The organism is Burkholderia diffusa, assembly GCF_001718315.1.
Lineage (GTDB): Bacteria > Pseudomonadota > Gammaproteobacteria > Burkholderiales > Burkholderiaceae > Burkholderia > Burkholderia diffusa_B.
Genome location: NZ_CP013362.1, coordinates 140,335 through 153,315, shown reverse-complemented (window position 1 = coordinate 153,315; position 12,981 = coordinate 140,335). Strand labels below are relative to the sequence as shown.

Here is a 12,981-nt window from a genome sequence, read left to right as displayed (position 1 = left end):
CGGTTGCCGTCACCAGCGGCCGTTCGGGTGAGCCATCGTCATTCCTCCAGCAGCACGTCGGCCGGTGCGCTCGCGCGCTGCGCACGGGTCGCGAGGAAGTACGCGTAGCCGAGCGCGAGGAACGCGACGAACACCATCGCCACCAGCCCGTTGAAATACACCATCGTCCCGAGGCAAATCAGCGCCGCGACGATCGCGAATGCCGGGAAGAACGGATACAGCGGCGCGCGGAACGGCCGCGCCATGTTCGGCTGCGACCGGCGCAGCTTGAACAGCGCCGCCATGCTTACGATATACATCACGATCGCGCCGAACACCGACATCGTCACGATGTTCGCGGTGAGCGTCTGGCCGCCGAACTGGATCAGCTCGTCGCTGTAGATCGCCGCGATCCCGACCACGCCGCCCGCGAGAATCGCGCGATGCGGGGTCTTGAAGCGAGGATGCACCTTGCCGAGCCACTCCGGCAGGTAGCCTTCGCGGGCCAGCGCGAAGATCTGGCGCGAATAGCCGAGGATGATCCCGTGGAACGACGCGACGAGCCCGAACAGCCCGAGCCACACGAGCATGTGCATCCAGCCGCTGTTCGCTCCGACGATGTATTTCATCGCCTGCGGCAGCGGGTCGTTGATGTTCGCGAGCTTGGTCCAGTCGCCCGCGCCGCCGGCGAACACCATCACGCCGACCGCCAGCGCGACGAGCGTCAGGATGCCGGCCACGTAGGCGATCGGAATCGAGCGCTTCGGGTTCTTCGCCTCTTCGGCGGCCATCGCGACGCCTTCGATCGCGAGGAAGAACCAGATCGCGAACGGGATCGCCGCGAACATCCCGTGGAATGCGCCGACGCTGAAATGATCGGCGCCCGACCAGCCGCCCTTCATGAAATTGCTCCACGCGAAGCCCGGCGACACGACGCCCATGAACACCAGCAATTCGAAGATCGCGAACAGCGTGACGACCAGCTCGAATGTCGCGGCGATCTGCACGCCGACGATGTTCAGCGCCATGAATACGAGATACGCGCCCATCGCCGCGTGTTTCGGTTCGAGCCCCGGAAACTGCACGTGCAGGTATGCGCCGATCGCGAGCGCGATCGCGGGCGGCGCGAACACGAATTCGACGAGGGTCGCCGCGCCGGCGAGATAGCCGCCCGCCGGGCCGAACGCGCGGCGCGCATACGCGAACGGGCCGCCCGCGTGCGGGATCGACGTCGTCAGCTCGGTGAAGCTGAAGATGAAGGTGGTGTACATCGCCGCGACGAACAGCGCGGTGACGACGAAACCCAGCGTGCCGGCACTCGCCCAGCCGTAGCTCCAGCCGAAGTATTCGCCTGAAATCACGAGGCCGACCGCTATGCCCCACAGTTGCCAGGTCCCGAGCGTCTGCTGCAGCGCGGGCTGGCCGGACGACTTGGCGCCGGCGGCGGGCCGGCCATTCGACTCTGCTTTCATCGGATTCTCCTGAAAGGCGCCGGCCTGCCGGGCCCGCGCGACTGAGAATCGATGCTAGAGAGTCATTAAACGACGTGTTATCGAAATTCGGCAAAGATGATGGCCGACGTTTCGCTGACGGTAACGCCAGTCGCGCGCCGCCGTCGCCCAGCGCGCGCCGTCCGGCCGCACGACGCGGCCGGACGGCCGACGCGTTACTGGCCCGACTGGCCGCCGCCGCGCTGGTTGAACCAGCGGTCGAGCAGCTTGCCGGCGGCCTCGCGGCCGCCGAGGCCGAACGACAGCGCGACCGCCACCGCGATCGCGCCGAGCACGAGGCCGAACGCGAGCTGCACGATCTCGTTGGCGATGCCCATCGCACGCAGCCCCATCGCAAATACCAGGCCCAGGATCGCGAATTGCGCGATCCGCGCGAACAGCACGCTGTGCTCGCGGTCGGCCTGCTCGATCACGCGGCGCGCGAGACCCGCGAGCCACACGCCGATCACGAGGATCACGCCGCCCATCAGCACGTGCCCGCCGAATTCGATGAACAGCGTGACGACGTCGCGCACCTGCGTGAAGCCGAGCCGGTTCGCGGCTTCCACCGACGCGAACAGCATCGCGAAGAACACGATCAGCCGCGCGACCAGCACCGACGGCTGCAGGATCCCCGAGAACACACGCTCGACGCCGAGCACGGCCGGTAGCCCGTCGACGCCGGCGGCCTCCAGCAGCTTCTGCGCGAGCGACGCGACGAAGCGCGCGAAGTAGAACGTGACGAGCACGATCACGATCGCCGCGACGATGTCCGGCACCGCGCCGAGGAACTGGTTCAGCATGTTGGTCGCGGGAATCGAGATCGCGTCGATCTTCAGCGCGTCGAGCGCGGAGATCAGCGTCGGCACGAACACGAACACGTAGACGATCGTGCCGACCAGGCTCGACACGCGCACCGGCGTCGGGCTGTCGAGGCCTTGCGTGAGGCGATCGGCGCCGGCGGCGACGAGCAGGTTCGTCACGAGGCCGCGCAGCACGCGCGCGACGATCCAGCCGACGAAGCCGATCACCGCGGCCGCGAACAGGTTCGGCACGATCGCGAGCAGTTTGTCGACCATGCCCTGCACCGGCGACAGCAGGCCGGACAGCGCGAACGACGCGAGAATCGCCGGCAGGAACATCAGGATCACGAGCCAGAACAGCACGTCGCCGAGATAGCCGCTCATCGGCTGCATGCCCGCGCTTTCGGACAGCTTGTCGTCGACCTTGCTCGCCTTCAGCGCGCGGTTCGCGAGGCTGCGCAACAGCGATGCGATCAGCCACGCGATCAGCGTCAGCGCCGCGCCGCCGATCAGGTTCGGCAGGTAGTTGACGATGTGCGTGACGAGCAGCGAGAACGGATTGGACACCGCGTACAGGTTGAGCACGTTGAAGATGCCCACGGCGGTGACGAGCAGCACGAGCCAGAACAGGCCGCCGGCGATGATCCGCTCGACGCACGCGCCCTGGCCGGTGCTTTCGTTGATGCGCTGATCGACCTTCAGCGCGCTGAGCAACCGGAGCGCACCGGCCCGCACCGCCACGGCGATCAGCCAGCCGATCACCAGGATACCGATCGCGCCGGCGATCTTCGGCAGATATCCGCCTAGCGTGGTCTGCAGCGACGTGATGAAGCTGGAAGCATCCATTTCTTCTTCTCCCGAAAAACGTGGCGTTGCGATTGAACATCGACGAACTACCTGCGTACTTCGAAAACCGTGCGTTGCCGTCCGAGCAACTTACCCGAGAAAAATGACGCGATCACCCGATTTCACCGTCTTTAACTTTAGACACAGATCGACGGGAACGAGACCCAATTTCGTCGAAATAAAAAGGGACGGAAATATTCGCGCTACGCATCTCCGCAAGATTTATCAATCGGCGGCGTGCTACCGTGACGCCGACTCTTGCCCCGGACGCACGCATGACCGTCGACACCAGAATCGAAACGCCCGCGTGGGCCCGCTACGCGGCACGCATCGCCCGCGTTCACGACTACATCCTCGGTCACCTCGACGACACGCTCGACCTGAACCGGCTCGCTGAAATCGCGTGCCTGTCGCCGTATCACTGGCAGCGCGTCTATCGCGCGCTGTACGGCGAGTCGATCGTGCTGACGGTGCGGCGGATGCGGATCGTGCGCGCGTCCGAGGATCTCGTGTGCACGACATTGCCGCTCGACGCGATCGCGCGGCGCGCCGGCTACGGCTCGACGCATGCGTTCGCCCGCGCATTTCGCGATGCTTACGGCGTGCCGCCCGCGCAGCACCGGCGCGCCGGCGTTCACCGGCCAATCTATCCGTTACAGCGAGGAGAGGAAGACATGTTCAAGCATGAAGTCGAGATCCGGCGGCTGCCGGAACTGCGCGGCTATGCGGTACCGCATACGGGCGCGTACCTGAAGGTCGGCGACGCGTTCGGGCAGATCGGCGCGTGGGCCGGACGGCACGGGCTGATCGGCCCCGGCGCGAGGATGATCGGGATCTTCTATGACGATCCGGATACGACGCCCGAGGCGCAGCTGCGCGCGAGAGCGTGCTTCGTGCCCGCCGACGGCGCGCCTGACATCGAGCCGACGCCGCCCGTGGAGCGCGTGACGGTCGCCGGCGGCGAGTACGCGGTGTTGCTGCATACCGGCCCCTATGCCGACCTGAAGACGGCCTATCAGTGGCTGTACGGCGACTGGCTGCGGCACTCGGGCCGCGAGGCCGCCGATGCACCGCCGTTCGAGCTGTATCTGAATACGCCGATGGACGCGGCGCCGGCCGACCTGCGCACCGAGATCCATTTGCCGCTGCGTTGAGCGGCGGTTCGCGGCACGCGGGCTCCGCGCCCGCGCGTCGTGCCATGCGGCGCCCGTTGCAGGCGCCGTGCCGTCCTGTGATTCGGCCATCGCGCCGGCAACGCGGCCGGCGACCAGGCGTTACCCGGCCTGCGTCCCGCAGCCAGGGCAAAAGCGCGCATCGGCGGCCAGCGCCGCGTGGCACCGGCCGCACGCCTTGCCGCGCTGCGATACGCCGCACTGCGCGCAGAATCGCGCATCCGCTGCGTTGATGGCGCCGCAGCCCGCGCACGCGAGCTGGCGCAGCGGCATGTTGCCGCTCGGGCCGCGCTGCCCCTCGGCCGACGGCTGCCAGCCCCAGCCGTAACGGTCGCGGCCGCGCACATCGTGACCGCCATGGCCGTCGCGTTGCTGCACGCCGTGATGTCCGCCGCAGCCGTGACCACCTCCTCCGTGGCCGCCCAGGATCCGTTTCAGAAAGCTCATCGCCCGCTCCTCATCGCTTCGCCGTCGCGCCGTCGAACACGCCCGTCTTCGACAGCAGCCGCAACCCGTTGCCGACGACGATCAGGCTCGCGCCGGCATCGGCGAACACGGCCATCCACATCGTGCCGAGCCCCGCGACCGTGAGGCCGAGGAACACGATCTTCACGCCGAGCGCGAAGCCGATGTTCTGCACCAGCACGCGGTGCGTCGCGCGCGACAACCGCACGAACGCCGGGATCTTGCGCAGGTCGTCGTCCATCAGCGCGACGTCGGCCGTCTCGATCGCGGTGTCGGTGCCCATCGCGCCCATCGCGAAGCCGATGTCGGCGCGCGCGAGCGCCGGTGCGTCGTTGATGCCGTCGCCGACCATCCCGACCGCGCCCGCGCCGCCCGCCGACAGCTCCTCGACGGCTGCGAGCTTGTCCTCTGGCAACTGGTTGCCGCGCGCATCGTCGATGCCGGCCTGCCGCGCGATCGCCTGCGCGGTGTGCGGGTTGTCGCCGGTGAGCATCGCGGTGCGGATGCCGAGCGCGTGCAGATCGGCGATCGCCGCGCGGCTGGTGTCCTTGATCGTGTCGGCCACCGCGAAGATGCCGAGCACGCGTGTGTCGTCGATCAGCATCACGACGCTCTTGCCCTGCCGCTCGAGTGCGTCGAGCTTCGCCTCCAGCGCCGGCGAACAGCGTTCGAGCTCCTCGACGAGCCGATGGTTGCCGAGCCAGTAGCGCGCGCCGTCGATCGTGCCGCGCACGCCGCGCCCGACGAGTGCTTCGAAGTCCTTTACATCGGCGAACGCTGCCGTTTTCGCATCGCGCGCCGCGGCGGCAATCGCCTGCGACACCGGATGATCCGAGCGCGCCGCGAGGCTCGCGCCGAGATGACGCACGCGCGCCGCGTCGGCGTCCGTCGCATGCAGGTCGAAGTCGGTCTGCACCGGCTTGCCGTGCGTGATCGTGCCGGTCTTGTCGAGCGCGAGCCACGCGAGCTTGCGGCCTTCTTCCAGATATACGCCGCCCTTCACGAGAATCCCGCGCCGTGCCGCGGCCGCGAGCCCCGACACGATCGTCACCGGCGTCGAGATCACCAGCGCGCACGGGCACGCGATCACGAGCAGCACCAGCGCGCGATAGATCCAGTCGTGCCACGCGCCGCCCATCACGAGCGGCGGCGCCACCGCGACCAGCAGCGCGACCGCGAACACGATCGGCGTGTACACGCGCGCGAACTGGTCGACGAAGCGCTGCGTCGGCGCCTTCGCGCCCTGCGCTTCCTCGACCGCGTGGATGATCCGCGCGAGCGTCGAATTGGCGGCGACCGCCGTCACGCGATAGTCGAACGAACCCGCTTCGTTGATCGTGCCCGCGTACACCGCGTCGCCGGCCGTCTTGTCGACCGGCAGGCTCTCGCCGGTGATCGGCGCCTGGTTCACCGTCGAGCGGCCCGCGACGACCTCGCCGTCCAGCCCGATCCGCTCGCCCGGCTTCACGCGCACGATCGCGCCAAGCGCGACCTGTGCGGCCTCGATCGTGCGCCACGAGCCGTCGGCGTCCTGCACCGTCGCGGTGTCCGGCGCGAGCTGCATCAGGCCCTGGATCGCGTTGCGCGCGCGATCGAGCGACTTCGCCTCGATCAATTCGGCGATCGTGAACAGCACCATCACCATCGCGGCTTCCGGCCACTGGCCGATCGCCATCGCGCCCGTCACCGCGATGCTCATCAGCGCGTTGATGTTCAGGTTGCCGTTGCGGATCGCGATCCAGCCCTTCCTGTAGGTGGTCAGCCCGCATGCGAGCACCGCCGCGAGCGCCAGCGCCGCCGACAGCCACACCGGCAGGCCGGCCCAGCTCACCGCCTCGGACGCGATCGCGGCGACGCCGGCCAGCGCGAGCGGCCACCACGGCTTCGCGGGCGGCGGCGCGACGGGCGCTGCCGGTGCGTCGGCCGACGCGGCCTCCGGCGTCATCCCGAGCGCGCGGATCGCGTCTTCGATCGCCGGCTGCGCGCCGGGCACGTGTTCGACGCTCAGCATCCGCTGCATCAGGTTGAATTCGAGCGCCGACACCTGCTGCATCGCGCCGAGCTTCTTGCGGATCAGCGTTTCCTCGGTCGGACAGTCCATCTGCATGATCCGGAACGCCGAGCGCACGTGACCCGACGCGGTCGCCCGCGAGACCGGCAACGGCGCAAGCGTCAGCGCGGCCGGCGCGCAGCAAGCGCCGGCTGCGTGGTCGTGGTCGTGGTCGTGGTCGTGACCGGCATGGTCATGCGGCGCGTGGTCGTGCGAGCACGCCGCGCCGTGCTCATGCCCGTCGCCGTGCGCGTGCTCGGCACGATCGTCCCCCGTGGCGCGCGCGGATGCGTGATCGTGGTCATGATCGTGACCGCATGCATGCGGCTGCGCGCGGTGCGGCGGCGCGTCGCCATGCGCGTGCTCACCGGCCGCCGACGCCGCGTCGGCGACGGTCGCCGCCTGCGTGTCGCGCGCGTCGGCGCAGCACGCATCGGCGCCGCCGGCATGACGGTGTCGTGGGTCGGGGGTACGCTGGGCGTCGGTCATGACAACCTCCTCTATGGCTTGACGGTGTAGAGTTAACACCCTGAAGCCACTACAAGGTCAACCCTTTCAACGGAGAAAGCCATGAAGATCGGCGAACTGGCCAAGGCGGCCCGCTGCACGCCCGAAACGATCCGCTTCTACGAGAAGGAGGGGCTGATGCCGGACGCGGAGCGCACCGATTCGAACTACCGCAACTACACCGACGTGCACGTCGAGCGGCTGCGCTTCATCCGCAACTGCCGCGCGCTGGACATGGCGCACGACGAAATCCGCACGCTGCTGCAGCTCACCGACACACCCGCCGACCCGTGCGATTCGGTCAACGCGCTGCTCGACGAGCACATCGGCCACGTCGACGCGCGCCTGGCTGAACTGACGCATCTGCGTGACCAGCTCACCGAGTTGCGCCGCCAGTGCGTCGGCGAACATTCGGTCGAGGACTGCGGAATCGTCCACGGTCTCACGACGATGGAAACCGTCGCGCCGGCCGCGAAGCGCTCGCACCTCGGCTGAAACCCTTGTGGAATACGATAGTCTAGTCGATACTAGTTATATCTTTACTAGACATATTCGAACTATTCATGGCAACAAGCCGCCCGTCTCCGCTCGCGCTCGCCGTCCTCGCGACACTCACCGAAACGCCAATGCATCCGTACGGGATGCTGCAGCAGTTGAAGGCACGCGGGTATGACGAAGTCGTCAACGTGCGGCAGCGCACGAGCCTCTACCAGACGATCGACCGGCTGCTGCGCGACGGGCTGATCGCCGTGCACGACACCGAGCGCGACGGCGCGTTTCCCGAACGCACGCTGTACACGCTGACCGAAGCCGGGCATACGGCCGGGCAGGCGTGGCTGCATGCGCTGCTCGCCGAGCCGGCACGCGAGTTTCCGGCGTTCGGCGCCGGCCTCGCGTTCCTGCCGCTGCTCGACGCCGACGATGCGCGCCAGCAACTCGAGCGCCGCATCGCCGCGCTCGAGGCCGAACGCGAACGTCTCGAGTCGCTGCGCAACGCCGCGCAGAACGACCAGGTGCCGCGCCTGTTCCTGTTGCAGAACGAGCATGCGCTCGTGCTGCTCGATGCGGAGCTCGACTGGGCGCGCAGCGTCGTCGAACACCTGAAGATCGGCGCGCTGCGCTGGGTCGACGGCTGACCCGCCCGCCATCGGCTCGCGCCGATCAAAGCACCTTGCCGGGATTGAGCACGCCGACGGGATCGAGTGCAGCCTTCAGGCGCCGCATCAAGCCGATTTCCGCTTCGCTGCGCGTATGCGCGAGATACGCGCGCTTGAGCATGCCGATGCCGTGCTCCGCCGACACCGAGCCGCCCATGTCCCGAACGACCGCGTAGACGCAGCGATCGATCGCGTCGGCGTCCGCATCGCGCATGCCGGCGAGCGATACGCCGATATGCACGTTGCCGTCGCCGACGTGGCCGAAGAACAGGCAAACGATATCGGGCCAGGTCGCACGCAACGCCGCCTCGCAGCGCTCCGCGAACAGGCCGAGCTCGCCCGTCGGCAGGCTCACGTCGAAGTTCACCAGATGCGGCAGCGCATCGATCGCGAGGCCTTCGCGCAACGTCCACAGATCGCGCGCCTGCCGCTCGGACATCGCGAGCGTCGCATCGTCGACGAGCCCCGCGTCGATCGCCCCCGCGAGGCCGGTTTCCAGCGCCTGGCGCGCATCGCCGCTCGGTGCGCTCGTCGCGCACTCGATCAGCACCGCGAAGCCGCCGTCGCCCGCGAACGGCGCGACGACGCCGGGCGTGTGGCCCGCGACGTAGTCGTAGAAGGCCGGCCACATCGCTTCGAAACTGACGATCTCGGGCAGGGCGCGCAAGCGGTTCCACAACCCGACGACGGCGTCGTAGCCATGCACGCGGCAGAGCGCGGTGGCGAGCGCGGCCAGCTTCGGATGCAGCCGCAGCACGGCACGCGTGACGATGCCGAGCGTGCCTTCGCTGCCGATGAACAGTTGCTTCAGGTCGTAGCCCGCATTGTTCTTCAGCATCCGGTTCATCGACGACACGATGGTGCCGTCGGCGAGCACGGCCTCCAGTCCGAGCACCTGCTCACGCATCATTCCGTAGCGGATCGCGCGCGTGCCGCCCGCGTTGGTCGCGAGCATGCCGCCGATCTGGCACGACCCGCGTGCGCCGAGATCGACGCCGAATGTGAAACCCGCCGCGTCCGCGGCCTCCTGCACCGTCTGGAGCGGTGTCCCGGCACGCACCGTCATCGTGCCCGCCGCCGTGTCGATTGCCTCGACACCTGCGAAACGCTCCATCGACAGCACGACCTCGCCGCCCAGCGCGACCGCGCCGCGCGCGAGCCCGGTGAGCCCGCCCTGCGGCACGACCGGCTGCCCGAGCCGCGAGCACAGCGCGAGCGTGCGCGACACGTCGTCGACGCTGCGCGGCCGCACCAGCGCGCGCGGCCGCACACCGGCCGGCTCGTTGTACGCGGTGAAGTAGCGCGGATCGATCTCGGCCGCCCGCGTGACCAGCGCGTCGCCCAGGCCGGCGACGAGCGCCGCCTCGAGTGCGTCGTCCGCCGGCGCCGCCGCACCGTGGCCGCCCGCCTCTCCGCCCGTATCCTGGCTCTGCATCGTGCGCGTCCGCTTACTTCGCGGAGATGTCGATATCGCCGAAGTACTTCTGGCCAAGCGACTTCACCGTGCCGTCCGCCTTCAGCTTGTTGATCGCGGAATCGAGTTTCGCCTTCAGCGCGTCGTCGCCCTTGCGCAGGCCGAACGCGATCCCGCTGCCGAGAATCCGGTCGTCGCGCACCGGCTGGCCGACGAACGCGAAACCCTTGCCGTCCGGGCGCGACAGGAAACCGCGCTGGCCAGCCGGCGCGAGCACCAGCGTTGCGTCGAGACGGCCGGCCACGAGATCCGCATAGACCTGGTTCTGATCCTGGTACGCGACGATCGACACGCCGGCCGGCTCCCAGTGCGCCTTCGCGTAGGTTTCCTGGATCGACGCCTGCAGCACGCCGACGCGCTTGCCCTTCAGCGACTCCGGCGTCGGCAGCAGGCCGCTGCCGGTGCGCGCGATCAGCTGGGTCGGCACGCGATAGATGATCGTCGTGAAGTCGATCGCCTGGCGCCGCTGCTCGGTCGCGTTCATCGCCGAGTTGATCGCGTCGAACTTGCGGCCCTTCAGTGCGGGAATCAGCCCGTCGAACGACGTCTCGACCCACTTGCACGACAGCTTCGCGGTCTGGCAAACGGCGTTGCCGACGTCGATGTCGAAGCCCTGCAGATCGCCGTTCGGCGCCTTCGACTCGAACGGCGGGTATTGCGCCTCGAGGCCGAAACGCAGCGTTTGCCCGTCGGCGAGCGCCGCGCCGGACCCGAGCGCGCACGCGAATGCGAACGCGAGCTTGAGGATGTGTGCATGCTTCATCGTGATCTCCTGGCTTGTCGGCCGGCGCCGTGCGTTCGCGCGTGCTCCGGTTCCGTCGTTGACTTTCCGTGCGACGTACACGTCGCCTGCTTGGGGTGCGGGCCGCGCCCGCGATTACAGCGAACGCAGCCGCCGCGCGCCTTCGATCAGCGTCGCGTCGTCCTTCGAGAAACTGAGCCGGATCACGCCCGCGTCGGTGCCGTCGGTGTAGAACGCCGACAGCGGAATCGTCGCGACGCGGGCATCGCGGATCAGGCGCAGCACGAAGTCGCTGTCGCGCTCGTCCGAGAAATGCCGGAACCGCGCGAGCATGAAGAACGAGCCTTCGCTCGGCAGCAGCTCGAAGCGCGAACCGGTCAGCTCGCGCACGAGCAGGTCGCGCTTGGCCTGGTAGAACGCCGACAGCCCGAGATAGCTTTCCGGCCGCGCGAGGATTTCCGCGAACGCGACCTGCATCGGCGTATCGGCCGAGAAGACCATGAACTGGTGCACCTTGCGGATCTCGTCCATCAGTTCGGCCGGCGCGATGCAATGGCCGACCCGCCAGCCCGTCACGTGGAACGACTTGCCGAACGACGACACGATCACGCTGCGCCCGGCAAGCTCACGGTGACGCGCGACGCTCTGATGCTGCGCGCCGTCGAACACGACATGCTCGTAGACCTCGTCCGACAGGACCACGATGTCGGTATTGCGCGTGAGCTGCGCGAGCCGTTCGAGATCGTCGGCGGAGAATACCGTCGCGGTCGGGTTGTGCGGCGTGTTGACGATGATCATCCGCGTGCGCGGCGTGATCGCCGCGGCCACTTCGTCCCAGTTCACGCGGAAATGCTCGGGCGACAGCTTGATCGCGACCGGCGTCGCGCCCTGCAAGCGCACGATCGGCGCATAGCTGTCGAACGACGGCTCGAAATAGATCACTTCGTCGCCCGGATGCACGAGCGCGCTGATGGTCGCGTAGAGGCCTTCGCTCGCGCTCGCGATCACCGTGATCTCGGTGCCCGGGTCGTAACGCGTGCCGTACAGCGCCTCCGTCTTCTCCGCGAGGCGTTCGCGCAGCGACATGACACCGGCCATCGGCGCGTACTGGTTGTGGCCGTCGCGCATCGCGCGCGCGACGCCGTCGACGAGCGCCGGATCGGGCGCGAAATTCGGCGCGCCCTGCGACAGGTTCAGTGCATCGTGCTGCGCGGCGAGCTGGCCGATCACCGTGAAGATCGTCGTCCCGACGTCCGGCAGTTTCGAACGGGGCGTGGTGGCACTTCGCATGGCTCCTCCTTCGGATGTCCTTCGCGCCGGCCCGCGCGACGCGTGCGGCCCGGCTCTCGACGCATGATTTAGCCCGAGTCAATAAGCGTGGACAATCGAAAGTTCGTCATGGCGGCCATGCATTTTTCTCATGACGAGTCATGCACAGGGCTCAATGCCACGGCCGTCTGGCCGGCAATGCATGCACTTCAGGAATTTCCGCCGCAGCCGGCTCACACGCACGGCCGGCTTGCGCGGGCTGCCCGGACGCACGGCCACGCCGCGCGTCACGCGCCCGCGGCCGCCAGATAGGCATCCAGCACGGCCCGCAACTCGCCGCGCAACGCGGCGAAGTCGAGCACGGGCCCGAGCGTGAGCAGCGCCTGCGACACGCCGCCGTAGCAGACCGCATGCGCCATCCGCGCGATCCCGTCGAGCCGCGCGGCGGGCGGCGGATCGCTGCATTGCGCAAGCGCGTCGCGCCACAGCGCGACATACGCGTCGTAATGGCGGCGGTACGCGCCGAGCGGCGACACCTGCCGCTCCAGCGCGAAGAACGCGCTCCACGGCGCGGCGTCGGCGGCGATCGCATCGACCTGCAGGTCGACGAGCGCGGCCGCGAGCTCGGCACGCGACACGCCGCGCAGCCCGTGCGCCGCTTCGCGCAGCCGGTCGGCCAGCGCCAGCACGCGGCGGTGGATGCACAGCGCGGCGAGGCTCTGCTTGTCGCCGAAGTATTCGTAAAAGGTGCCGACGCTCACGCCCGCGACGGCCGCGATCTCGCGGATCGTCGCCTTCGCATAGCCGCGCTCGAGCAAAAGCTGAACGAATGCCTGCTGGAGCGCCTCGGACGTGGCCTGCGCGCGCGACTGGCGCGGCCGGCGGCGCAACGCGGGCGCGGGTTGCGCCGCCGGCTGGCCGGGCGGCGCCGGAACCTGAACATGTCGCGGCAGCATATTTGCTACTCTGAAATTCAGCGGAAACGCGTTTGACCGGCAGACCGCGAAGCATGAGACCGGAGACAGCC

12 protein-coding genes are annotated in these 12,981 nt (G+C 68.5%); 4 read left to right on the top strand and 8 right to left on the bottom strand.

Annotation, left to right across the window (positions count from 1 at the left end; all coding sequences use genetic code 11):
* Positions 1-38 precede the first annotated feature (38 nt).
* Together eat and WI26_RS00645 are read right to left on the bottom strand one after the other, a co-directional pair.
* Positions 39-1,451, bottom strand: coding sequence for an ethanolamine permease (gene eat / locus WI26_RS00650; protein WP_059508682.1), 1,413 nt, complete (start codon positions 1,449-1,451; stop codon positions 39-41).
* 194 nt (positions 1,452-1,645) lie between these two features.
* Positions 1,646-3,118, bottom strand: a complete 1,473-nt coding sequence (locus WI26_RS00645) for a mechanosensitive ion channel (RefSeq protein WP_059452694.1) — start codon at positions 3,116-3,118, stop codon at positions 1,646-1,648.
* Between the two features lie 275 nt (positions 3,119-3,393).
* Here WI26_RS00645 and WI26_RS00640 point away from each other — a divergent pair, with 275 nt between their 5' ends.
* Entirely contained in the window at positions 3,394-4,272 is an 879-nt protein-coding gene (locus tag WI26_RS00640) for an AraC family transcriptional regulator (protein WP_069224981.1), read from the top strand.
* A gap of 120 nt (positions 4,273-4,392) precedes the next feature.
* Here the strand turns inward: WI26_RS00640 and WI26_RS00635 are convergent, their stop codons facing one another.
* On the bottom strand, positions 4,393-4,737 hold the full coding sequence (locus WI26_RS00635; protein WP_069224980.1) for a zinc ribbon domain-containing protein: 345 nt from the start codon (positions 4,735-4,737) through the stop codon (positions 4,393-4,395).
* A gap of 10 nt (positions 4,738-4,747) precedes the next feature.
* The gene (locus WI26_RS00630) at positions 4,748-6,856 is read right to left on the bottom strand and encodes a heavy metal translocating P-type ATPase (protein ID WP_236849288.1); all 2,109 of its coding nucleotides are present in this window, start codon (positions 6,854-6,856) and stop codon (positions 4,748-4,750) included.
* A 105-nt stretch (positions 6,857-6,961) separates the two neighbouring features.
* Between WI26_RS00630 and WI26_RS32885 the strand changes: the two genes are divergently transcribed.
* From WI26_RS32885 to WI26_RS00620, 3 genes are all read left to right on the top strand, one after another.
* The gene (locus WI26_RS32885) at positions 6,962-7,324 is read left to right on the top strand and encodes a hypothetical protein (RefSeq protein ID WP_236849287.1); all 363 of its coding nucleotides are present in this window, start codon (positions 6,962-6,964) and stop codon (positions 7,322-7,324) included.
* A gap of 51 nt (positions 7,325-7,375) precedes the next feature.
* The gene (gene cadR, locus WI26_RS00625; protein WP_059505566.1) at positions 7,376-7,807 is read left to right on the top strand and encodes a Cd(II)/Pb(II)-responsive transcriptional regulator; all 432 of its coding nucleotides are present in this window, start codon (positions 7,376-7,378) and stop codon (positions 7,805-7,807) included.
* Positions 7,808-7,875: 68 nt separating this feature from the next.
* Positions 7,876-8,448, top strand: coding sequence for a PadR family transcriptional regulator (locus tag WI26_RS00620; RefSeq protein ID WP_069224978.1), 573 nt, complete (start codon positions 7,876-7,878; stop codon positions 8,446-8,448).
* Positions 8,449-8,473: 25 nt separating this feature from the next.
* Here the strand turns inward: WI26_RS00620 and WI26_RS00615 are convergent, their stop codons facing one another.
* From WI26_RS00615 to WI26_RS00600, 4 genes are all read right to left on the bottom strand, one after another.
* The gene (locus tag WI26_RS00615) at positions 8,474-9,904 is read right to left on the bottom strand and encodes an FAD-binding oxidoreductase (protein ID WP_069224977.1); all 1,431 of its coding nucleotides are present in this window, start codon (positions 9,902-9,904) and stop codon (positions 8,474-8,476) included.
* A gap of 13 nt (positions 9,905-9,917) precedes the next feature.
* Complete coding sequence (locus WI26_RS00610) at positions 9,918-10,706, bottom strand: ABC transporter substrate-binding protein (RefSeq protein ID WP_069226324.1); 789 nt, start codon at positions 10,704-10,706, stop codon at positions 9,918-9,920.
* 114 nt (positions 10,707-10,820) lie between these two features.
* Positions 10,821-11,975, bottom strand: a complete 1,155-nt coding sequence (locus WI26_RS00605) for a pyridoxal phosphate-dependent aminotransferase (RefSeq protein WP_060191023.1) — start codon at positions 11,973-11,975, stop codon at positions 10,821-10,823.
* 266 nt (positions 11,976-12,241) lie between these two features.
* Complete coding sequence (locus tag WI26_RS00600) at positions 12,242-12,910, bottom strand: TetR/AcrR family transcriptional regulator (protein WP_069224976.1); 669 nt, start codon at positions 12,908-12,910, stop codon at positions 12,242-12,244.
* Between the last annotated feature and the right edge of the window lie 71 nt (positions 12,911-12,981).

Excerpts from the sequence above, each read along its gene's own strand:
- eat (WP_059508682.1), bottom strand. The coding sequence starts at position 1,451 with ATGAAAGCAGAGTCGAATGGCCGGCCCGCCGCCGGCGCCAAGTCGTCC.
- WI26_RS00645 (WP_059452694.1), bottom strand. The coding sequence starts at position 3,118 with ATGGATGCTTCCAGCTTCATCACGTCGCTGCAGACCACGCTAGGCGGA.
- WI26_RS00640 (WP_069224981.1), top strand. The coding sequence starts at position 3,394 with ATGACCGTCGACACCAGAATCGAAACGCCCGCGTGGGCCCGCTACGCG.
- WI26_RS00635 (WP_069224980.1), bottom strand. The coding sequence starts at position 4,737 with ATGAGCTTTCTGAAACGGATCCTGGGCGGCCACGGAGGAGGTGGTCAC.
- WI26_RS00630 (WP_236849288.1), bottom strand. The coding sequence starts at position 6,856 with ATGGACTGTCCGACCGAGGAAACGCTGATCCGCAAGAAGCTCGGCGCG.
- cadR (WP_059505566.1), top strand. The coding sequence starts at position 7,376 with ATGAAGATCGGCGAACTGGCCAAGGCGGCCCGCTGCACGCCCGAAACG.
- WI26_RS00620 (WP_069224978.1), top strand. The coding sequence starts at position 7,876 with ATGGCAACAAGCCGCCCGTCTCCGCTCGCGCTCGCCGTCCTCGCGACA.
- WI26_RS00615 (WP_069224977.1), bottom strand. The coding sequence starts at position 9,904 with ATGCAGAGCCAGGATACGGGCGGAGAGGCGGGCGGCCACGGTGCGGCG.
- WI26_RS00610 (WP_069226324.1), bottom strand. The coding sequence starts at position 10,706 with ATGAAGCATGCACACATCCTCAAGCTCGCGTTCGCATTCGCGTGCGCG.
- WI26_RS00605 (WP_060191023.1), bottom strand. The coding sequence starts at position 11,975 with ATGCGAAGTGCCACCACGCCCCGTTCGAAACTGCCGGACGTCGGGACG.
- WI26_RS00600 (WP_069224976.1), bottom strand. The coding sequence starts at position 12,910 with ATGCTGCCGCGACATGTTCAGGTTCCGGCGCCGCCCGGCCAGCCGGCG.